This is a genomic window from Acidimicrobiia bacterium (assembly GCA_016650365.1).
Taxonomy (GTDB): domain Bacteria; phylum Actinomycetota; class Acidimicrobiia; order Spongiisociales; family JAENVV01; genus JAENVV01.
On record JAENVV010000136.1, the window covers coordinates 1 to 19836 of the forward strand.

Sequence of the window (19836 nt, forward strand, 5' to 3'; positions counted from 1 at the left end):
CGCTGGGGATCTTCAGTCTGGTCCTATTCGTTTTGGGAGTGGTCTTGATGTCTTTGCCGGCGGGTGACGAGAACCTCGGCGGCGTTTTTATCCGGTCCAGCATCGTCCTGGGTGCGGTCTGGCTGGTCCTCCCCAACGCCAGGCAAGTGCCTCGGGCCGTATGGGTAGGCATAGTTGTACTGGCTGTGGTGCTGATCGCAGCTCCGCGCCTCGTGCTGTGGGGAGCCGCCGTGGCAATCCTCAGCTCGGCCATGGGGTTCATCATCAAACCTCGCCGGGGCCGGCAGCCACCGGACTCCAAATAGCCAGGGGGAGAATCAGTCGGCAGCTCGGTCAGGCGTCTGAGGGTCCGCATGCCCATCTGACCCGGTCAGCCCACTCCCAGGCTCCGGCCATGATCACGTCAATGACCGGGTCCTTCACGTCGTAGTAGGACTCGATGTCCGTGGGGAATTTGTCGGACAAGACTGCTTTGATGTGCCCATAGGCAGCGGCCGCTTCGGGGTAGGTGCGGAGGTAGTCACGGAACAACAGGGCGTACCGTTGGTTGAAAGAACCCTGGCGTCGAATGTGCACGTTGGTTGGGCGTTGGGTGGCAGGCGGCTTCACCATTCGCTTTTCCAGTTCCTCGACAGGAATGGTCCGACCGGGCGGCTCATGATCGATGACCAGGTGGGGTTGGTTGGTATAGGCGAGGTTCTCGAATCGGGTGGCCAAACGGTCATCGTCGAAGTCGTCGACCGTGATCTGAATGTCGATGATATCTTTGGCCGACAAGCCAGGGACACTCGTCGATCCGATGTGGTCGATGCGTTTGGCCCAATCCCCGAGATGGTCGCGAAGTTCCCGCCCGATCCGGACGAATTCGTCAGGCCACTCGGTCCGATAAGGAACTATTTCGATGCGGGCCACTACTTACGGCGCTTGGGTCGGAAGGCACCAGGGAGGTCGGCATTGATAAAGGCGGCCGGGACGATCCCCGATGAGGCGTACATATAGAGGGCGGTTTGGAAGATTCCTGATAGTGTCGAAATCACGACCGTTACCGCCACGATTCCGAGTAAGGCGATCACGACGCCGGCAATCGCTAGGCCGGCAATCTGGCTGACGATGGCCAGGACGGCAATCAAGACGAACGGCAAGATGGCCAGGAATCCGATAATTCCGAACCCGACATTGGCTGCCATGTTCTCGCCCCAGGTTTGCTTGAACAGACTGGCTGACCGTTTGATCGATTCGACCACCCCGGTGCCCTCGATGACATAGACCGGAATGACCAGGAAGGTCACGAGCGTCCAGGCAAGTCCCGCGATCGATGACACGATTGATCCGATGATCCCGGCCCGCTCTTCGATGGCTTTGAGAATGGCCGAAACGGTTGCGCTGATGGCCGCCCAGCCGATGATGGCCGGAAGGTGCGATCTGGCCGCGGATAGCGCCGACCCGATGGTGGGATCTCCCCCCGAGAGGCGCTCGTGGGCTGCGCTGACGAGGGCGGTGTTGAAAAAAATGACGACGAAGCTCGTCGTGAAGTAGAACGCCGCGGCGGCGAACCATGCCAGGGGACCCTCACCCGACGTAAGTGCAACCGGCAGGATGAATGTTGCACCCATCACCATGGCCGCCAGGCCAGACAGGACGGGGAGCCACACGAGTTCGCGGTCGGCCAGCAATACCTGCCAGGACGCCTTGGCAAGTTCGATGGTGTTGCGAATTCTGCCCATGACTTCTCCTCGTCCGTCGGGTTGAGCGAATGGCTTCGACCGCCTTACCCTAAGTGAATAGGGGTGTTTTGTGGTGGATTGGAACCGGTTGGCGGTAGCGTACACCGGTGCGTCTCATTTCTGTTCTGTCGGTCGTGGTGGCCTGTTCCGGGCCGGCGATCGGTATCTCGTCGGGCTCGACACCCTCTTCGACTCCAACTCAGGGCAGTACCGTCCCGAACGTCACCGTGTCCTCGGTTCCGACGACGTTGGCGATGGCGACGACCACAACTCCGCTCCTGGACGCGTACGGTCGGCCGGTTTGGTTGGGGACCATCGCACTCCCTCTCCAGGAAGGAGGCTTTGGGGAAGTTCAACCCACGCCACCCGAGCTTGTCGGGCGGGCATTCGGAACGGTCGACATCCTTGCGCCCCCGGAGTCGGCAACGTTCGGCTCGACGATCGGGTCGATCCCTGACGACGTCCTGGCCCGATCGACCTGGACCGCCGACTGTCCGGTAGCTGTAGATGATCTGGCCTACGTTACGGTCTCACATCTAGGCTTTGATGGGCTTGCCCACACTGGTGAATTGATCGTGAACCGGGCGGTCGCCGAGGATATTGTGTCGGTATTCGCCGCCTTGTATGAAGCGCGTTATCCGATCGAAGAGATGCGGGTCGTAGCGGCACCCGAGTTGGATCTGGCGCCAACGGGTGACGGAAACAACACCACCTCGTTTGTATGCCGGGCGGCCACCGGGGGGACCAATTGGTCCCAGCACGCGTACGGTCTAGCCATCGACGTGAATCCTTTTCAAAATCCGTATGTGAAGGGTGACCTCGTTCTGCCTGAGTTGGCCTCGTATTACACCGATCGGGAACTCGCTGAACCTGGTGTCATCACTGGCGGAGGAGTCGTCGATACAGCTTTTGCGTTGATCGGGTGGGGCTGGGGAGGAAACTGGAATTCCCTCAAGGACTGGATGCATTTCAGTCAGAACGGAAACTAGGAGGTCCGGTTCAGAGACCGCGGATATTCGATGTCGAAAATCGAGAACGTCGACCCAACGAAATAAGCCCGACCCGGACGGCGTCTAAGCGACCCTGCCGGCGGTCAGATGGCGATGCAGCTTGTCCCACACGGTCGAGTGGGCCAACTCGGTGTTCATCGAGGTGAGTGTCTGAATGAAGCTGGGAACGGCCAATTCTGGTTTCATCGGATTTGGACGCATTTTGGCCAATACGTTGGGTTCCGGGCGCAGCACGACAATGTCGGTGTCGGGCCATTCCTCACGGATGGAGCTCAGCTCGTTCTCAAGGGCTGTCTGACCGACTCGATCGAGCAGGGTTTCCACTGGAGTAGCTCGAAGACGTTTCTCGGTGGCTGCCATCGGCGCCAGAATGAGGACAAGGTCAAGCGGTGTCGGACTTCCCAGGACCAGGTCTGCGTGGGTTCCCGAAAGCACGCCGCCATCGACGTACGTTGACCCGTTCAAGCGGAACGGGGAAAAAATCATGGGAACCGCCGACGAGGCGGCCACCGCCTCGGCCAACGTGACTTTTTCGGCCTCGTCCGAACCAAACACAACCCGTTTGCGGCCTTCGAGCTGGTAGGAAGGTATCAGGAGTGGCCGATCGGGCCATCCGTGCGCAGCCTCTTCGACGTGATACTCCATCCACTCGGCGATGGCATTTGAGTCGTACATGCCAGGCGATCCGAGTATCAGGCGTAGACCAGGACTTCGTAGCCCTGGAACGAGTCCGTGACGTACCCATCGGCTGACACCGAAGCCTGATTTGGTTGGGCGGAACAGTTGCTTGGAAATTCGGGCAGCCACGTCACCATGGTTGTCTCCTGGTTTGACCAGGCTCGAAAGCTCCAGGCGATTGGATCGCACGATTCCGCCGACAAAGGCGCCCGCCGAGGTTCCGACAATCACGTCCGAAGTGTTCGGATTCCAGCCGGTTGCCATCTCGATCGCCATGAGGGCGGCCATCTCGTATGACGCACCCGTAACACCCCCGCCACCGAGGACCAGTCCTACCCTGCTCATGTCCGTGAGGTTACTACTCGATGACCCCTGTCTGTCTTCTTCTTGGCTGCGGTCGTCGTTCGAACTTCGGACCGCTCGGTAAAGTGGCCGGATGCTGAGGTACTGTCGTTGCTAGTCCGTCCGGTCCTATTGCCCGATGACATGGCCGGTTTGGAAGGGTTATTCCAGCTGTGTTTCGAGTCAGACGAGCATTGGCCGATTGGGGAACACAAATACCTGGCGTTACTCCGGGGTGATGACACGCAATCGGTGGCGAAGCTCGTCGAACATGACGGTGAACTCGTGGGTTTCAGTCAACTGGTTCCCAGTGCCGAAGGCGTGTGGGCGTTGGAACTGGCGACCCATCCACTTCGCCGGTCGCTCGAGGTGCTGGACGTGTTGGTCGAGCAGGCAGTTCGTGACGCCTCGACACGGGGGGCCAACTCGATTCGAATCTGGGTGTATCAGGCCGGGGTGGCTTCGCACTTACATCAGTTCGGGTTCGTCCAGGAGCGGGAACTCCGCCAGCTGAGGATCAGCCTGCCGCTAGCCGCCTACCGGCCGGGTCCTTCCGACGCCGAGATCCGCCCATTTGGGATCGGTGTCGATGAGGGCGCATGGCTTACGCTCAACAATCAGGCTTTTCTTGATCATCCCGAGAATGGATCGTGGACACGGGAGGTGCTCGAAGATCGGATCAGCCAGCCGTGGTTTGACGCTGCCGGGTTTCTCGTCGCATGGAGCGGCCAACAGATGATCGGCTTCTGCTGGACGAAGATGCATGAAGATGGAACAGGGGAGATTTACGTGATTGCCGTTGATCCGGCCATGTCCGGTCGGGGCCATGGCAGATACCTGGTTGAATCCGGGCTCAGGTACCTGTACGAGAAGCGGGAGTGTCTGACGGGGTTGCTGTATGTGGATGCCGGCAACGAGCGGGCACTTGCCCTATACGCCGGCATGGGGTTCTGGGTAGACCACATCGATCGGTCGTTTGTTGTCGAAACCGGGATTCGATCGGCCGAGCGCCCCTAGACGCGCAGGTCCATCCCGCCGAAGTTACGGCCACAGGACGGGCAGGCCGAATCCTGGTCGCTTGTTTGAGCGTGGCACCACGGGCAGGGAAGATCTTCGAGGGCACCGTCGTTGCGTCCACCAACAAAGCCGGCCATCAGTAGGTCACCGGGCGCATCGAAGTCGCGATTGTCCTTGTTGCCAAAAATCCCAAACACGAATCAGTCCTTTCGCCGTCTGACGAAAGGTTAAGCGCATCGGTTTGTTTATTGGTGGATTTCGCTGATCAAAGCATGGCGAAGGCCGTCAATTGATCAACAGACGGTCGGAGGTGCTCGAGGCGACCACTGGATGTTTCCGCCACCCGGATGAGGTAGGAGGCGATGTGGTAGACAATCCACGGACGAAGATCCTCGTCGGAAAGAGCTGCTCCGTAGCCTTCCGCAAACGCCGTTGAGGCCCGCGTACCAACGCTAGCCCCCAACGACCAGTAGGCAAGCGAGAAGTCCCACTCGGGTGGAGTAAGGGTCGCCCATGTCCAATCGAACAGCGTGACTTCGCTCTCATCGTTGACAAAGAAGTTGGTCGCGGACGGATTTGTGTGCGAGAAGGTCGGGGCGCTGCACCTGGGTGGTGGAATGGCCACGGCGGCATCGATAACGTGCGCCCCCATGTTCAGCCGACCTCGAAAGCGGCTAAGGCGCTGGAAGGTCGACTGGTAGTCGGCAGCGACCTGGTCGGCTGTCATGCCGCCGTGGAGGTTTGTAACGTTGGCGGTGTCCAGTTGATGGATCGACCGGACGATGGCACCACACGACCTGGCAGCTTCGGCATTTTCGGGAAGCGTTGCCATTGTCCAAGCCCCGGGATCGGCGAACTTGACCCATTGGGTCCCTTCAGTATCGCCTCGCTCGAGGATCACCGGAGTACCGGGTGCGCCCGCCAGGACGGCGAATGATCGTTCTTCGCGCCTGGCGTAGCTTTCCTTGTCGTAGATCTTGAGGATGTAGGGACCGGTCGACGAGTGAACCCGGAACGTATGGGTGGCATCCCCCGGTGTTCCAAGCTGGTTAACCCGCCCCCCGTCCGCCAAGCCCCTGGCAAGCTGGACTGCGTCCATTATTGGACTCCTTGGGGTATTCAACTTCTCTGCTGCGTTATCGCTTGATAGCCTAGCTCCACCAACAACAAGAACGGTTACAACGTGTCGATACAACTTATCTATCCCGACGGCTCGTCTCATTCGTTTGAAGACGGCACGACGGGCATGGATGTGGCCCAATCCATCGGCGCGCGACTCGCTCAAGCAGCAGTTGCAGTTTCGGTCGATGGAATCGAGTACGTCCTGAGCCGTCCGATACCAAGCGGGAATCTGGCGGTCATCACGGAAGCGACCGAGGCGGGCCGGCATATCATTCGCCATTCGGCCGCTCACATCATGGCTCAGGCAGTTCTCAGTCTCTTTCCTGACTCGACGTTTGCCATCGGGCCAGCCATTGAGAACGGCTTCTACTACGACTTTGAAATCGGACGCGGCTTTACGCCAGAGGATGTCGAGTTGATCGAACGGAAGATGGCAGAGATCGTCGCCGCCGATCAACCATTCGAACGCTTCGAACTCACGGCGGCCGATGCGCTGGAAGTTTTCAAGGATCATAAGTTCAAGGTCGAGATCGTGAATACGGTTGACGCAAGCGAAGTTGACGGGTCATCCAACGTCATCTCTGCGTACCGCAACGATGCGTTCGTTGATCTTTGCCGGGGTCCTCATCTGCCGAGCACCGGTCGGTTGAAGGCGTTCAAGCTGACCCGGACGGCTGGCGCATACTGGCGTGGCGATGAAAACAACCCTCAGCTGGCCAGAATCTATGGCACTGCCTGGGAGTCGAAGAAGGCGTTGGAAGAGCATCTCCACCGCATGGAAGAAGCCGAGCTTCGAGACCACCGCAAACTCGGACCGGAACTCGACCTGTTCTCGTCGCCCCCCGAACTCGGGTCCGGTTTGGTGCTGTGGCACCCCAAGGGCGGGATGGTTCGCAAGATCATAGAAGACCACAGCCGGCTCCTTCACGAACGGTTCGGCTTTGATTTCGTGTACTCACCACATCTGGCCAAAGCGGACTTGTGGGAGACGTCCGGTCATCTTGGCTATTATGCAGAGAACATGTATCCGGGCATCGAGATGGACGGGGGTCAGGAGTACCGGGTGAAGCCGATGAGCTGTCCCATGCATGTCCTCATTTATCGGAGCCGCGGTCACAGCTATCGAGAGTTACCCATCCGCCTGTCTGAAATCGCCGCGGTTTATCGCAACGAGCGGTCCGGTGTCATCCATGGAATGATGCGGGCGCGGGGGTTCACACAGGATGACAGCCACACGTTCTGCCGCCGCGATCAGGTGGACGACGAACTGGCCATGCACCTTGAGTTCGTCCTCACGTGGCTGCGTGATTTTGGGTTCACCGAGTTCGAGGCCGACCTTTCTACCCAGCCTTCCAAGTCGGTAGGGGAACAGGAGTTGTGGGCGATTGCCGAGCGATCGCTGGAGGACGCCCTGAAATTAGCTGATATCCCGTATCGGGTGGCAGAGGGAGATGGGGCGTTCTACGGCCCCAAAATCGACGTGCACATCAAAGATGCCATCGGGCGGCGGTGGCAGATGTCGACGATTCAAGTTGACTTTGCGTTGCCAGAAAACTTCGACATCGAATACGTCGACGCCGACAACCAGCGACTCCGACCCGTGATGATCCACTCGGCCAAGGCGGGCTCCATCGAACGTTTCTTTGGTGTTCTCCTTGAACATTACGCCGGGGCGTTTCCGATGTGGCTCGCACCGGTTCAGGCCCAGCTCATTCCGGTTGCCGACCGCCACAATGAGTATGCCCAGTCGGTTGTTCGTCGATTGGGGTCAGAAGGGCTCCGGGCCGAAGCCGACCTGGCCGATGCGACCGTCGGTGAGAAGATCCGGCGTGCCATGAATGCCAAAGTGCCCGCCATCCTGGTCGTCGGAGACGACGACGTCGCCGGGAACACGGTCGGCTTCAGGCTTCGGGGATCGGACGAGGAGCGCGGGGTCGATATTGAAACGGCCGTCGGGCGCCTTTTGGAATTGGCGTCAATCCCATCAGGGGATGCGTAATGGACATTGAAATTCCGAAAGAATTGGCAGACGCCGAGGGTATTCCCGACGATCTCAACGCCAATATCAGCGGTCCCTACCAGTTCGCTTCGCCGGCGCGGCGCCGCAATGCCGCGTTCATTTTTGCGGGCGGCGCGTTGACGGCTTCGCTGGGAGCCATCTCTGGTCTACCGAAAGGGATGTGGATCCTGGCCGGAGGGTTGGCCATCCTTGCGGTTCATCACTTCAAGTCGTCCCACCCGTTGTTGGTGTCCGATTCCGAGGCGCTGGCGATTGCCGCCCGCCAGGTTGATGCAGCCGTGGGGCATGCTTCGGCAGCCCTCAGGTTCGAAGGTATCTTTGCCAAACCAGTTTGGAACGTGCTCGTCTACGACGCGGCGTCACCACCTACGCAGCGGGCGCTCGTTCAGATTGATGCTCAGACCGGTGACCTGGCCAGGGAAATCTACGTCGAGGCGCTATCCGAGCCTTCGATTCCGGGGTAGTCACGTTCCGTTGGACCGGTGTAGATCTGGCGAGGACGGCCGATGCGGGTCGTGTCATCGCCATGCATTTCCTTCCACTGAGCGATCCAGCCCGGCATCCGCCCGATGGCGAATAGAACCGTGAACATGTCGGTCGGAAAGCCCATGGCCCGGTAGATGACTCCCGAGTAGAAGTCGACGTTCGGATAGAGCTTCCGGCTTACGAAGTAGTCGTCTTCGCTCACGATCGATTCGAGCTCCATGGCCATGTCGAGCAGCGGGTCGTCCAAACCGAGCATGTCGAGCACATCCTGGGCGACCTGTTTGATGATCCGGGCTCGTGGGTCGAAATTGCGGTACACGCGGTGTCCAAAACCCATCAGACGGAACGGATCATCTTTGTCCTTGGCCCGGTCGACCCAATGACTGACATCACCAGGTTGCTCGACCATCTCGGAGAGCATTTCAACGACCGATTGGTTGGCGCCGCCGTGGAGCGGCCCCGATAGGGCGTGAATGCCGGCCGCCACGCTTGAGAATAGATTGGCTTGACCGGAACCGACGATCCGCACGGTCGAGGCCGAGCAGTTCTGCTCATGGTCGGCGTGGAGGATGAAGAGCGTGTTCAACGCATTCGATATCACGGGATCGGGTTCGTACTCCTCAGCAGGAACCGAGAACATCATGTGGAGGAACCGGCTTGAGTAGTCGAGATCGTTGCGCGGGTAGACGTATGGCTGATGAACCCGGTACTTGTATGACCATGCCGCCATCGTGATGACTTTCGAGATCAGTCTGGTGGTCGAAATCCGCACCGCCTCTTCATCACTCGGATCGAGTGCATCCGGATAATACGATGCCATCGCCGAGACTTCCGACGCCAGGATCTGCATCGGGTGGGCCGCATGCGGGAAGGCCTCAAAGAGGTGCTTCATATCTTCTCGCACCAGAGAGTGCGAGGTTACCTCCTCGGTGAACGTCTCCAATTCACTCCGAGTCGGAAGCTCACCGTTGGACAGGAGCCAGGCGACTTCGAGGAAATTGGCGTTGGTGGCCAGTTGCTCGATCGGGTATCCGCGATAGCGCAGGATCCCTTCTTCACCATTGATGAACGTGATTGCCGACTTGGTCTCGGCGGTGTTCCCGAAGCCCCGATCGAACGTCGTGACGCCGGTTTCCTTACGTAAACTGCTGATGTCGATGGCGATTTCGCCCTCGGAGCCGACTATCACCGGAAGGCTCAGTGTTTTGTCTCCGATGGTGAGTGATGCGTCGTTCATGTCATCCTTCCCGAATGGTGGTCGTCGGATGTGTAGCCTACTCGGACAGTAAGTCCTCAAAACGAGGGTCAACACACAGAATTTGTCCAGGAGTCGAACCACATGATTGAGCTGCGAGTCCGCAAGCGAGTTGATCGGCTGGTCAATCCGGTCGGGCGCGCCCTCGCTCAGATCGGCGTTACTCCGACATGGCTGACGCTGATCGGGCTGGCCGTCACGCTCAGCGGCGCGGTTCTGGTCGCTCGTGAGCACTTCATCGCCGGGGCTCTCGTGGCCGCCCTGGGCTCGGCGCTTGACGGACTCGATGGATCGGTGGCGAGAGCCAGAGGATCGGCGTCGCGGTCGGGAGCGCTGTTGGATTCGGTGGCAGACCGAATCGGCGAGACCGGTATGTGGGCAGGCTTGGCATTTGCCCTGTCCGACTCTGCTCGTCTCAGCCTGCTCTGCGTTCTCAGTCTCGGGGCTTCTCTGCTCGTGTCCTACGTTCGCGGGAAGGCAGAAAGCCTCGGTGCTGACGGGCGCGGCGGGATCATGGGGCGGGCGGAGCGAGTCATTCTCATGACCTTCGGGCTGCTCTTCATCGACTATGTCGAGGTCATGCTTTGGGCGATGGCCGTCCTGACATGGCTTACCGTGTTGCAGCGTTTCTACATAAGCTGGCGGCAGCTCGAACACGGATCTCCATGAACTATTTGGGGTTCCGGGTGGCCTCGGCTCTGCTGGGGGTTCTTCCCGAATGGGCCATGCGTCGACTCGGGGAGACCGTGGGTTATGTTGCCTGGCTCTGGGCAGGTAAGCGTAAGCACAACGCCACCCGGGCGATGGCCCGGGTACTCGGGGAGAACCCGGATGCGCCGAGCCTCCAGACAATCCGGACGGCCCGGGCCTTGTTTACGTCATATGGTCGGTATTGGGCCGAGACGTTCTGGATTCGACCTCGCCGCGTCAAGGCGATTCACCGCCATATCGAGGTGCAGGGGATCGAGCACTTTCGGGCAGCCCTGGCGGCCGGGAAAGGCGTCATCTTTGCGCTTCCCCATGTTGGTAACTGGGAAGTGGCCGGCACCGTTGCGGCCGCCGAGGGGGCCGAATTGTTGGCCGTGGCCGAAAAGCTCAAAGATGATCGAATTGTCAACTGGTTTGCCGGACTCCGCAAGGCGTTGGGAATCGACGTCGTCCTGGCGACCGGGCGTGAAAAGGTGTTTGAGGTCTGTGCCGAGGGTTTGAGGCGCAATGCGGCTGTGGCCTTGTTGGCCGACAGGAACCTCTCGGGGAGGGGAGTGATCGTTTCCTTTTTCGGTGAAGACACCCGACTACCGGTCGGACCTGCCCGGCTCGCCTTGGAGACCGGCGCGCCGATCGTGCCGGTGGGATCGTTCTTCCAGGACGGCCGCGGACACCGGGTGACGATGTTGGATCCCGTGGATGTCGGGCCTGATGACGACGTTGCCTCCATCACGGCCAAGGTGGCGTCTGCCCTTGAGGTGGTCGTTCGTCTGGACCCTGCACAATGGCACATGATGCAACCGAATTGGCCGTCCGATCGACTCGTTTCCCGGTAGTGGCGGTCGCCAGATGACCCGTTTGGCGATCGTGTCACCATATGCCCTTGACCTTCCCGGCGGTGTGCAGGATCAAGTGCTCGGATTGGCTGAGCATCTGCAAGATCGCGGGGTGGATGTTTCGGTAATTGGCCCTCGGGCTGACGGTACGGGAATCGGCGGGGTCAGTCGGCTGCGGGCGAACGGTTCGGTGGCGCCGATTTCGCTTGATCCAGGAACCTGGAAGGCCGTGCGATCAGCCTTGCGAGGATTCGATGTCATTCATGTGCACGAACCCCTGATGCCGCTCGTTTCGTGGGCGGCCATGTCCGTACCGGCGGCGCGCAAAATCGTCACGTTTCATGCCGATCCATCAGCCTGGATCCGGATGCTGTACCGGGTAACCCGTCCGAGGTGGATGGTTGGCCGGAACACCAGCATTGTGGCCGTGTCAGCGACTGCCGCCAGCGCCCTGGACTGGTTACCACAGGTTCGCGTCATCCCCAATGGCGTACGGGCGATACGCTCGTCGGAGCCGAGGGATTTCAAGCAGGTCACTTTCTTGGGGCGTGACGAACCCCGCAAGGGACTGGCGGTTCTGCTGGCCGCCTGGCCGGCGGTTCGAGCCAGACATCCTGATGCACGACTGGTGGTCATGGGCACTGAGGGCCGCGACGGTGACGGAGTCACCTTTCTTGGTCGGGTCGACCAGCCAACCAAGGACGTCCAACTGGCGGCCACCGGGGTCTTCTGCGCTCCGAACCTGGGAGGCGAGAGTTTTGGCATCACGGTCGTCGAGGCAATGAGCGCCGGATGTGCGGTCGTGGCCTCGGACCTCCCGGCCTTCCGAGACGTTCTTGGGGAGTGCGGCACCTGGTTTAGTCCGGGCGACTCGGTGGCGCTCGCCAGCCGAATAGTTCAACTGCTTGGTGATCCTGAAGAGGTGCGGACGAGGGGAGACCAGGCCCGGATTCGGTCGCTTGACTACTCCTGGGATCGGGTGACTGATTCCTATCTGGAGCTGTACGGGATCGACTCGGCAAAGTAACCAGAGGCGGCTAACTTGGCAGCATTCGTAGGCTCACTCACAAGGATGTTCGATGCGCCACACTATGATCGTCTTCTTCGCTGCCGGATTGGCGCTCGGTGCTTGCTCTTCGGGGAACTCGTCCGAAGAATCGACAACCAGCCAGGCAATCGTCGTCGAGTCGACGTTCGCAACCTCTACGACCGCAGCCGAGATTCCGGTGGATCAGGAAGTGTGGCCGCTCACGGGACTGCCGACTGGTGGCGAGGACGCCACGACGGCTCCGGTGTTGATCGTTAAGATCGACAACACGCCATCTTCACGTCCCCAGGCCGGCCTGGCCGCCGCCGACCTCGTCTTCGATGTGCTTGTCGAAGGTGGTATTTCCCGGTTCCTGGCCGTTTTTCAGTCGTCCATGCCGGAGGAAGTCGGCCCGGTGCGCAGCGCCCGCGAGGTCGATCCAAAGTTGATCGAACCGTTCGGAGCGTTGTACGCGTACTCGGGTGGCCAGGATTTTGTTGTCAGTCGCCTGAGGTCGGTCGCAACTGACGTAGGGTTTCCACGGTTGGGTGAGGCTGCCTACTACCGCTCGACGCAACGACCGGCCCCGTATGATGTGATTTTGCGCACGGCCGATGTCGTCGACACTGAGCACAGTGGGCTGTCGAGTGGCCTGCTCTTTGGTGACCTTCCCGGCAACGTCGGTCAACCTGCCACTGACATTTCGCTGAGCCTCTCCAGCATGAGCGAAGTCGGCTATCTGTTCACGAACGGCTCGTATGCCCGGTCCGTCGGCGGAGAGCCGCATCGCGATGAGGCGGAAGGTCCGATTTCGGTAACCAATGTGGTAGTCGTATTCGTGGATGTGGTGGCCACGGGCCGCACCGACTCGGCCGGAACGGCGGTACCCGACTACGACGTGGTGGGATCCGGATCGGCCATCGTGTTCAGGGACGGGAGGGTCATCGAGGGAACGTGGCAGCGCTCGACCTCAGCAGATTTGTTTGCTCTTCTTGACGGGGATGGCGAGCAGATCCCACTGGCACCGGGTACCACGTGGGTTGAGGTCGTACCGAATGGCCGTCCCACGACCTGGAAGTAGACTGACAAGAAACGAGGAGATCCCATGGAACAGGCGACGGATCGCGTGAAGCGCGGGTTAGCCGAAATGCTCAAAGGCGGCGTCATCATGGACGTGGTCAACGCCGAGCAAGCCAAAGTTGCAGAGGACGCCGGAGCGGTGGCCGTTATGGCGCTTGAGCGCGTCCCGGCCGATATTCGCAAGGACGGTGGCGTTGCCCGGATGTCCGACCCCGAGATGATCGACGCAATCATCGAAGCGGTCAGTATCCCGGTGATGGCCAAAGCCCGAATTGGCCATTTTGTCGAAGCGCAGGTACTCCAGGCGATCGGGGTCGACTACGTCGACGAGTCTGAGGTGCTGACGCCCGCCGATGAGGAAAATCATATCGACAAGTGGCAATTCACGACGCCCTTCGTGTGCGGGGCCCGCAATCTGGGTGAAGCCCTTCGTAGAATCGGCGAAGGTGCGGCGATGATCCGAACCAAGGGTGAGGCCGGGACGGGCAACGTCGTTGAGGCGGTCCGCCACATGCGTCAGATCACCGCCGACATTCGGGCTCTTTCCACGATGGGTTCGGAAGAACTCATGCGAGCAGCCCGCGATCTTCAGGCCCCCTTCGATCTCGTCCAGGAAGTGGCCAAGAGCGGCAAGCTGCCGGTCGTCAATTTCGCGGCAGGGGGTCTGGCGACCCCGGCCGATGCTGCGATGATGATGCAACTTGGTTGTGATGGTGTGTTCGTCGGTTCGGGTATCTTCAAGAGCGGAGACCCTTCGGCCCGTGCCAAAGCGATCGTCGAGGCCACCACGTACTATCAAGATCCTTTGATCATCGCCAAGGTTTCGCGGAACCTGGGCGAACCGATGGTTGGCATCGAAATCGATACCCTCCAGGACTCTGAACGGTTCGACAAACGAGGCTGGTAGATGATTGGCATTCTTGCCCTTCAGGGAGATGTGCGCGAGCACGAACTGATGCTCGAGGGCCTGGGCGTTTCGACCAGACAGGTTCGCAAGGTCGATGATTTGGACGCTCTCGATGGGCTGGTGATTCCTGGAGGGGAGTCAACGACGATCGGGCGACTCGCCACGCTGTACGGCCTGATGGAACCACTGCGCGAGGCGATCGCGGGCGGATTACCAACCTACGGAACCTGTGCCGGACTCATCCTGCTCGCCGACCGCTTGGCCGAAGGAACCCAACCGCTGTTGGGAGTGCTCGATGTTGTTGTGCGTCGAAACGCGTTCGGCAATCAGAATGATTCGTTCGAAGCCGATTTACCGATTCGCGGTATGATCGACCCATTCCACGCAGTCTTCATTCGCGCGCCTTGGATAGATTCGGTCGGAGAATCCGTTGAAGTGTTGGCTTCGTGGGAGGGCCACCCGATCATGGTCCGGCAGGGCCATATCCTGGCGAGCGCCTTTCATCCCGAGCTCACCAAAGATCAGCGGGTCCATCATTTGTTTGTCACCATGACCAAGGAGATTTGAGATGTCGGGCCATTCCAAATGGGCGAATATCAAACACCGTAAGGGCCGCCAGGATGCCGCCAGAGGCAAGCTGTTTGCCAAGTTGGTCAAAGCCATAGAAGCGGCCGCCCGTGATGGGGGCGGCGACATCTCCGCCAATGCCACCTTGGCGACGGCAGTTGAGAAGGCGAAGGCGCAGTCGTTGCCGAGTGACAATATCGATCGGGCCATCAAGCGCGGCATCGGCGATGTGGATGGTGCCAACTATGAAGAGTTCTTCTACGAGGGCTACGGACCCGGTGGGGTTGCACTCCTTGTCCAAATTCTGACGGACAATCGAAATCGAGCTTCGTCTGACGTTCGGGCGACATTCAGTCGCAATGGTGGGAATCTGGGTGAGCCCGGATCCGTCGCCTACCTGTTCGAGCAGAAGGGTTACTTCCTTGTCGCCGGGGACGAAGACGAGGTGATGATGGCCGCCCTGGATGCCGGCGCAGAGGACGTCCGACCTTCTGGTGACCATTTTGAGGTGATAACGGCGCCGAGTGACTACCGGGCGGTTCGAGCAGGGCTCGAAGCGGCCGGGGTGCCCATCGAATCTGGTGAGGTCACCCAACTCCCGATGACATCGGTGCCGGTCGATGAGGCCACCGCCCCGAAGGTATTACGGTTGCTCGATGCGCTCGACGATGTTGACGACGTGCAAACCGTCTACTGCAATTTTGATATTTCAGACGAGGTCATGGCTACGCTCGACGTCTGATTGATCCCCCGAAAACCGGGCAACCCACGCTACAGTACCCAAACATATGTTCGTACTAGGAGTTGATCCGGGACTGACCCGCACCGGGTACGCCGTGCTATCAGATCGAAACCTGCGACCGGCCTTGCGGACCGTCGGGGTGATTCGCACGGCGAGAGGTGACACGCTTGCCGAGCGGCTCGCCGAACTGTATACGGATCTGTCGGCGGTTGTTGCCGAGCATGAACCGGAAGTCATGGCGATCGAATCCGTATTCGTGAATCAGAACCTTCAGACGGCCATGTCGGTGGCAAGGGCCAGCGGGGTCATCATCCTCGTGGCTGCCGAACGCCGGTTACCGGTTTTTGAATACACACCGTCGGCGGTGAAATCGGCCGTGTGCGGTTATGGTTCGGCCACCAAGGACCAGGTCCAAGAGATGATTATGCGCCGACTCGACCTCCCGTCTGCACCCCAACCGGCCGATGCAGCCGACGCGGTTGCGGTCGCCCTCTGCCACATGCAATCAGCTCGCCTGCGAGTGGCGCAATGATCGAACGACTGCGCGGAACTCTCGTTGGCAGGCGTCTCGACCGGGTCATTATCGATGTTGCCGGGGTCGGCTATTCCGTCTATGTCCCGACCTCGACCACCCGGGACCTGCCCGGAGTCGGCGAGGAAGTCGTCCTCCATACTCACCTCTACGTTCGCGAAGATGCGATGGTGTTGTACGGGTTTGATGAGGAGTCGGCCCTTGAGATGTTCCGGCTTCTGCTTGGCGCTCCCGGGGTCGGTCCCAAAGTGGCTCTCGCGATGATCTCTTCGTTGGCGGTTGCCGATATCCAGCGGATCATTCTCTCCGAAGATGCCGACGGCCTCACCGTGGTGCCCGGGATTGGAAAACGGTCGGCTCAGAAGATCATCCTTGAGCTTAAACCCAAGCTGGCCGGCCTGGATGTCGCCATCGTCGGGGTGGTCGGCGCTTCTCAGCACGTTCGTGACGCTCTTGAGGGTCTCGGCTACACACCGGCAGAGATTCGAGAGGTAGTTGGTTCCTTGTCCCATGATCAGACCACCGAGGAACAAATTCGCCAGGCCCTCCGGATGTTGGGGAGAGGAGCATGAGAGAGGAGAGCGTGCTCACCGCCGCCCCGATCGAAGATGATCGAATAACCGAGGTAACCCTACGACCTCAGAACCTTGACGACTTCGTCGGACAAACGAAGCTGAAAGAACGGCTGATGATTTCGCTGGAGGCGGCCAGCACACTCGGGAAGCCGCTTGATCACGTATTGCTTTCCGGCCCACCTGGTCTTGGCAAAACCACCCTCGCCCAAATCGTCGCCAACGAGCTCGGTTCGCGATTGCGCGTTACCTCGGGCCCGGCGCTTGAGCGGCCGGGCGACCTGGCGTCCATTCTCACGCATCTCGACGAGCGAGACGTCTTCTTCATCGATGAAATTCATCGCCTTCCACGGGCGGTTGAGGAAGTTCTTTACCCTGCCATGGAGGACTTCCAGCTCGACCTCGTGGTTGGTAAAGGCCCAGCCGCCCAGTCACTCCGGTTGGATCTTCCCCGGTTTACGTTGGTGGCCGCGACGACCCGTAAGGGCAAAGTGGCAGCCCCATTGCGGGATCGATTCGGAATCGTCGACAAACTCGATTTTTATGATGCTGCCGAACTGGACCAGATCATCCAGCGGTCGGCCGGACTCCTTGAGGTGGAAATCACCGCGGCGGGAAGTGCGCTCGTGGCAAGTCGCAGTCGCGGCACTCCGCGGATTGCCAACCGTCTTCTCGCCCGGATGCATGACTACGCCGTGGCGCGCGCCGATGGCATCGTCGATGAAGCAACGGCCCTGGCTGCTTTGAAGGTTTTCGAAGTCGATGACCTCGGTCTCGACAAGGTCGACCGGGCCATTCTGGCGGCCATCGTGACAACGTTCAGCGGCGGGCCGGTCGGGCTATCGACGCTGGCAATTGCAGTTGGTGAAGAACCCGAAACGGTCGAAGATGCTTACGAGCCATTTTTGATGCAAAGCGGATTGCTGCGGAGAACCCCACGGGGACGGGTGGCGACACCTGCTGCTTATGCACATATGGACGTCCTCCCGCCCGGCGGCCAGTCCTCGCTTTTGCCCTAACCTTCGGGTCGACCGCCCATGCTTATCGAAGAACTCTCGTACGACCTGCCTGAATCATCCATTGCCCAGGTCCCGGTGGAGCCTCGCCACGATGCCCGGCTGCTCGATGCCCGGCGAGTGGGTGGCCAGGGTGCGATTGGCGACCGGGTGTTCTGGGAGTTATCCGATCTGCTGTTTCCAGGGGATCTCGTCGTGGTCAACACCACCAAAGTGAGACAGGCTCGCCTGTTTGGGCTTCGGGAAGATACCGGCGGACAAGTCGAACTGCTCATACTTGAACCGGTCGGAGACGGGCGCTGGGAAGCGCTCATCAAACCGGCGCGTCGGATGCGCAGGGGAGTCCGGCTTCTTGTAGCCGGAGTTTCGGTCGATATCGAGTCGGATCCGATCGACGGGAAGGTCCTCGTACGTTTCGGTGGCGATGCCGAGCAATTGTTGGCTGAGCAAGGTGTCGTCCCACTCCCGCCATACATCCACGAAACGCTGGAAGATCCCGGTCGATATCAAACGATGTTTGCCGATCGCATCGGGTCGGCGGCGGCACCGACCGCCGCGTTGCACTTCACCCCTCATGTGTCTGAGCGACTTATGGCGGCGGCCATCCCGATCGTCGAGGTCGACCTGCACGTCGGGTTGGATACGTTCCGTCCCATCGCTGTCAACCGGGTCGAGGATCATCAGATGCACTCGGAATGGTTCTCCGTGCCCGAATCGACCGTGCAGGCGATTGTCGAAACCCGTAGGACAGGCGGACGGGTCGTAGCCATCGGGACGACGGTCGTCAGGAGTTTGGAATCGGCGGCCGTTGGGGGAGTACTACGCCCGTCGGAGGGTCGGACCGACCTGTTCATCACGCCCGGTTATCCCTTCCGGGTGGTGGACGACCTGGTTACGAACTTCCACGTGCCGGGTTCTACGCTCCTTGCCATGATCAGCGCATTCATGGGGCCAGGATGGCGGGAGGTCTACACGCACGCCATCGCGAATGACTACCGGATGCTTTCGTTTGGTGACGCCATGCTGGCCTCGCGGATGGCGCCATGACCATCGGTACATTCACCGTATTGGCGACAGACGGCGAGGCACGAGCCGGCGAACTGATCACCGCGCATGGATCGGTCCGGACCCCGGCCTTCATGCCGGTCGGAACGCGGGCCGCCGTTAGGGCCCTAGACGTCCGCGACCTGCGAGAAGCCGGCGCCAGGATCGTACTTTCGAACACCTACCACCTGATGCTGAGACCTGGTGCGGACATCATTGAGGAAGCAGGCGGGTTGCACGGCTTCATGGGGTGGAACGGTCCGATACTCACCGATTCGGGCGGGTATCAGGTCTTTTCGCTTGAGCCAAAGGTGACTGAGTCCGGCGTGCGATTTCAGTCGACGTACGACGGCATGTACGTGGACCTGAGTCCGGAAGATGCCGTGCGAGTGCAAGAACAGCTCGGTCCCGACATCGCCATGATCCTCGATGTGCTCGTTGGTCTTCCTTCACCGAATGCCGTCGTGCGAGCTGCGATGGAGCGAACTTTGCGGTGGGCTGAGCGAGCCATCAACGCCCATACCCGCCCGGATCAGCTCCTCTTCGGAATCGTTCAGGGAGGGGTAGACCTCGACCTCCGGGCGGAAAGTGCCCGGCGGACCGCCGAACTCGGCTTTCCCGGATTCGGCATCGGTGGTTTGTCCGTTGGCGAGCCACCCCAGGACCGAAATCGGGCTCTGGCTGCGGCGGTCGATGAGCTTCCCGCGGGGAAGCCCCGCTATGTCATGGGTCTTGGCGATACGGAGGGGATTCTCGAAGCGATCGCCCGAGGGGCCGACATGTTCGACTGCGTGCTTCCGACCCGACTGGCCCGTCACGGAAAAGCGCTGACTCGCAACGGCGACTTCAACATCAAGCGGGCTGAGTTCGCCCGGTCGCAGGATCCCATCGACCGGGACTGTCCTTGCTTCACATGTCAGAACCATTCCCGTGGTTATCTACGCCATCTCGTCATGACGGGTGAGCTCACCGCTCACCGCCTTCTTTCGATCCACAACCTGACATTCACTCTCGGCGTGGTGGCCGGAGCCAGGGCGGCTATCGAAGCGGGAACCTTTGAGGTTTTTCGTATGGCCCATCTTGGCGCACGTGGTTTCGAAGACGTCGATGGTACGGCTACTATCGCCAACCGCGCATAAGACCCGGAGACC

The 19836-nt window shown here is 60.2% G+C and carries 23 protein-coding genes; 17 read left to right on the top strand and 6 right to left on the bottom strand.

Annotated features, from left to right (window positions below; translation table 11 throughout):
* Positions 1-47: 47 nt before the first annotated feature.
* Positions 48-305: a hypothetical protein gene (locus tag JJE47_07870; protein ID MBK5267338.1), complete on the top strand. Its 258-nt coding sequence runs from the start codon at positions 48-50 to the stop codon at positions 303-305.
* Positions 306-333: 28 nt separating this feature from the next.
* On the opposite strand, the gene JJE47_07875 is transcribed toward JJE47_07870, so the two are convergent.
* Both JJE47_07875 and JJE47_07880 read right to left on the bottom strand, forming a co-directional pair.
* Positions 334-903 carry a GrpB family protein gene (locus JJE47_07875; protein MBK5267339.1) on the bottom strand — a complete coding sequence of 190 codons (570 nt, stop codon included), beginning with the start codon at positions 901-903 and terminating at the stop codon, positions 334-336.
* A gap of 8 nt (positions 904-911) precedes the next feature.
* Positions 912-1724, bottom strand: a complete 813-nt coding sequence (locus JJE47_07880; protein MBK5267340.1) for a hypothetical protein — start codon at positions 1722-1724, stop codon at positions 912-914.
* 305 nt (positions 1725-2029) lie between these two features.
* Between JJE47_07880 and JJE47_07885 the strand changes: the two genes are divergently transcribed.
* On the top strand, positions 2030-2713 hold the full coding sequence (locus tag JJE47_07885) for a M15 family metallopeptidase (protein ID MBK5267341.1): 684 nt from the start codon (positions 2030-2032) through the stop codon (positions 2711-2713).
* 84 nt (positions 2714-2797) lie between these two features.
* Here the strand turns inward: JJE47_07885 and JJE47_07890 are convergent, their stop codons facing one another.
* Positions 2798-3757 carry a patatin-like phospholipase family protein gene (locus JJE47_07890; protein MBK5267342.1) on the bottom strand — a complete coding sequence of 320 codons (960 nt, stop codon included), beginning with the start codon at positions 3755-3757 and terminating at the stop codon, positions 2798-2800.
* A 108-nt stretch (positions 3758-3865) separates the two neighbouring features.
* Between JJE47_07890 and mshD the strand changes: the two genes are divergently transcribed.
* Positions 3866-4771 carry a mycothiol synthase gene (mshD, locus tag JJE47_07895; GenBank protein MBK5267343.1) on the top strand — a complete coding sequence of 302 codons (906 nt, stop codon included), beginning with the start codon at positions 3866-3868 and terminating at the stop codon, positions 4769-4771.
* On the opposite strand, the gene JJE47_07900 is transcribed toward mshD, so the two are convergent.
* The gene (locus JJE47_07900; GenBank protein ID MBK5267344.1) at positions 4768-4968 is read right to left on the bottom strand and encodes a hypothetical protein; all 201 of its coding nucleotides are present in this window, start codon (positions 4966-4968) and stop codon (positions 4768-4770) included. The genes mshD and JJE47_07900 overlap by 4 nt on opposite strands.
* A 68-nt stretch (positions 4969-5036) precedes the next feature.
* Entirely contained in the window at positions 5037-5870 is an 834-nt protein-coding gene (locus JJE47_07905) for an aminoglycoside phosphotransferase family protein (protein ID MBK5267345.1), read from the bottom strand.
* An 84-nt stretch (positions 5871-5954) separates the two neighbouring features.
* On the opposite strand from JJE47_07905, the gene thrS reads away from it, so the two are divergent.
* Positions 5955-7892 (top strand): threonine--tRNA ligase, encoded by a 1938-nt coding sequence (thrS, locus tag JJE47_07910; GenBank protein MBK5267346.1) that lies wholly within the window; start codon positions 5955-5957, stop codon positions 7890-7892.
* The gene (locus JJE47_07915; GenBank protein MBK5267347.1) at positions 7892-8377 is read left to right on the top strand and encodes a hypothetical protein; all 486 of its coding nucleotides are present in this window, start codon (positions 7892-7894) and stop codon (positions 8375-8377) included. Before thrS ends, JJE47_07915 begins: the two co-directional genes overlap by 1 nt.
* On the opposite strand, the gene JJE47_07920 is transcribed toward JJE47_07915, so the two are convergent.
* Complete coding sequence (locus JJE47_07920; protein MBK5267348.1) at positions 8338-9636, bottom strand: citrate synthase; 1299 nt, start codon at positions 9634-9636, stop codon at positions 8338-8340. The two genes, JJE47_07915 and JJE47_07920, sit on opposite strands and share 40 nt — an antisense overlap.
* Before the next feature lie 102 nt (positions 9637-9738).
* On the opposite strand from JJE47_07920, the gene JJE47_07925 reads away from it, so the two are divergent.
* The 12 genes from JJE47_07925 to tgt are packed head-to-tail and all read left to right on the top strand — an operon-like array spanning position 9739 to position 19824.
* Complete coding sequence (locus JJE47_07925; protein MBK5267349.1) at positions 9739-10323, top strand: CDP-alcohol phosphatidyltransferase family protein; 585 nt, start codon at positions 9739-9741, stop codon at positions 10321-10323.
* A complete protein-coding gene (locus JJE47_07930) occupies positions 10320-11198 on the top strand; it encodes a phosphatidylinositol mannoside acyltransferase (GenBank protein ID MBK5267350.1) in 879 nt (292 codons plus the stop codon). Before JJE47_07925 ends, JJE47_07930 begins: the two co-directional genes overlap by 4 nt.
* Positions 11199-11211: 13 nt before the next feature.
* Positions 11212-12225, top strand: a complete 1014-nt coding sequence (locus JJE47_07935; protein ID MBK5267351.1) for a glycosyltransferase family 4 protein — start codon at positions 11212-11214, stop codon at positions 12223-12225.
* A 52-nt stretch (positions 12226-12277) separates the two neighbouring features.
* On the top strand, positions 12278-13306 hold the full coding sequence (locus JJE47_07940; protein ID MBK5267352.1) for a DUF3048 domain-containing protein: 1029 nt from the start codon (positions 12278-12280) through the stop codon (positions 13304-13306).
* A 24-nt stretch (positions 13307-13330) separates the two neighbouring features.
* On the top strand, positions 13331-14212 hold the full coding sequence (gene pdxS / locus JJE47_07945) for a pyridoxal 5'-phosphate synthase lyase subunit PdxS (protein ID MBK5267353.1): 882 nt from the start codon (positions 13331-13333) through the stop codon (positions 14210-14212).
* Positions 14213-14779: a pyridoxal 5'-phosphate synthase glutaminase subunit PdxT gene (gene pdxT / locus JJE47_07950; GenBank protein ID MBK5267354.1), complete on the top strand. Its 567-nt coding sequence runs from the start codon at positions 14213-14215 to the stop codon at positions 14777-14779.
* A 1-nt stretch (position 14780) separates the two neighbouring features.
* Complete coding sequence (locus JJE47_07955) at positions 14781-15521, top strand: YebC/PmpR family DNA-binding transcriptional regulator (protein MBK5267355.1); 741 nt, start codon at positions 14781-14783, stop codon at positions 15519-15521.
* Positions 15522-15567: 46 nt separating this feature from the next.
* Positions 15568-16053, top strand: a complete 486-nt coding sequence (gene ruvC / locus JJE47_07960) for a crossover junction endodeoxyribonuclease RuvC (protein ID MBK5267356.1) — start codon at positions 15568-15570, stop codon at positions 16051-16053.
* Positions 16050-16625, top strand: a complete 576-nt coding sequence (gene ruvA, locus JJE47_07965) for a Holliday junction branch migration protein RuvA (protein ID MBK5267357.1) — start codon at positions 16050-16052, stop codon at positions 16623-16625. Before ruvC ends, ruvA begins: the two co-directional genes overlap by 4 nt.
* Positions 16622-17644, top strand: a complete 1023-nt coding sequence (gene ruvB, locus JJE47_07970) for a Holliday junction branch migration DNA helicase RuvB (protein MBK5267358.1) — start codon at positions 16622-16624, stop codon at positions 17642-17644. The genes ruvA and ruvB overlap by 4 nt, the downstream gene beginning before the upstream one ends.
* An 18-nt stretch (positions 17645-17662) precedes the next feature.
* Entirely contained in the window at positions 17663-18688 is a 1026-nt protein-coding gene (gene queA / locus JJE47_07975) for a tRNA preQ1(34) S-adenosylmethionine ribosyltransferase-isomerase QueA (protein MBK5267359.1), read from the top strand.
* A complete protein-coding gene (gene tgt / locus JJE47_07980) occupies positions 18685-19824 on the top strand; it encodes a tRNA guanosine(34) transglycosylase Tgt (protein MBK5267360.1) in 1140 nt (379 codons plus the stop codon). The genes queA and tgt overlap by 4 nt, the downstream gene beginning before the upstream one ends.
* Positions 19825-19836: the final 12 nt, after the last annotated feature.

What these genes read in the sequence shown, in the direction of transcription:
- JJE47_07870 (MBK5267338.1), top strand. Translation starts at nt 48, where the DNA reads ATGTCTTTGCCGGCGGGTGACGAGAACCTCGGCGGCGTTTTTATCCGG.
- JJE47_07880 (MBK5267340.1), bottom strand. Translation starts at nt 1,724, where the DNA reads ATGGGCAGAATTCGCAACACCATCGAACTTGCCAAGGCGTCCTGGCAG.
- JJE47_07890 (MBK5267342.1), bottom strand. Translation starts at nt 3,757, where the DNA reads ATGAGCAGGGTAGGACTGGTCCTCGGTGGCGGGGGTGTTACGGGTGCG.
- JJE47_07905 (MBK5267345.1), bottom strand. Translation starts at nt 5,870, where the DNA reads ATGGACGCAGTCCAGCTTGCCAGGGGCTTGGCGGACGGGGGGCGGGTT.
- JJE47_07915 (MBK5267347.1), top strand. Translation starts at nt 7,892, where the DNA reads ATGGACATTGAAATTCCGAAAGAATTGGCAGACGCCGAGGGTATTCCC.
- JJE47_07920 (MBK5267348.1), bottom strand. Translation starts at nt 9,636, where the DNA reads ATGAACGACGCATCACTCACCATCGGAGACAAAACACTGAGCCTTCCG.
- JJE47_07925 (MBK5267349.1), top strand. Translation starts at nt 9,739, where the DNA reads ATGATTGAGCTGCGAGTCCGCAAGCGAGTTGATCGGCTGGTCAATCCG.
- JJE47_07930 (MBK5267350.1), top strand. Translation starts at nt 10,320, where the DNA reads ATGAACTATTTGGGGTTCCGGGTGGCCTCGGCTCTGCTGGGGGTTCTT.
- JJE47_07935 (MBK5267351.1), top strand. Translation starts at nt 11,212, where the DNA reads ATGACCCGTTTGGCGATCGTGTCACCATATGCCCTTGACCTTCCCGGC.
- JJE47_07940 (MBK5267352.1), top strand. Translation starts at nt 12,278, where the DNA reads ATGCGCCACACTATGATCGTCTTCTTCGCTGCCGGATTGGCGCTCGGT.
- pdxS (MBK5267353.1), top strand. Translation starts at nt 13,331, where the DNA reads ATGGAACAGGCGACGGATCGCGTGAAGCGCGGGTTAGCCGAAATGCTC.
- pdxT (MBK5267354.1), top strand. Translation starts at nt 14,213, where the DNA reads ATGATTGGCATTCTTGCCCTTCAGGGAGATGTGCGCGAGCACGAACTG.
- JJE47_07955 (MBK5267355.1), top strand. Translation starts at nt 14,781, where the DNA reads ATGTCGGGCCATTCCAAATGGGCGAATATCAAACACCGTAAGGGCCGC.
- ruvC (MBK5267356.1), top strand. Translation starts at nt 15,568, where the DNA reads ATGTTCGTACTAGGAGTTGATCCGGGACTGACCCGCACCGGGTACGCC.
- ruvA (MBK5267357.1), top strand. Translation starts at nt 16,050, where the DNA reads ATGATCGAACGACTGCGCGGAACTCTCGTTGGCAGGCGTCTCGACCGG.
- ruvB (MBK5267358.1), top strand. Translation starts at nt 16,622, where the DNA reads ATGAGAGAGGAGAGCGTGCTCACCGCCGCCCCGATCGAAGATGATCGA.
- queA (MBK5267359.1), top strand. Translation starts at nt 17,663, where the DNA reads ATGCTTATCGAAGAACTCTCGTACGACCTGCCTGAATCATCCATTGCC.
- tgt (MBK5267360.1), top strand. Translation starts at nt 18,685, where the DNA reads ATGACCATCGGTACATTCACCGTATTGGCGACAGACGGCGAGGCACGA.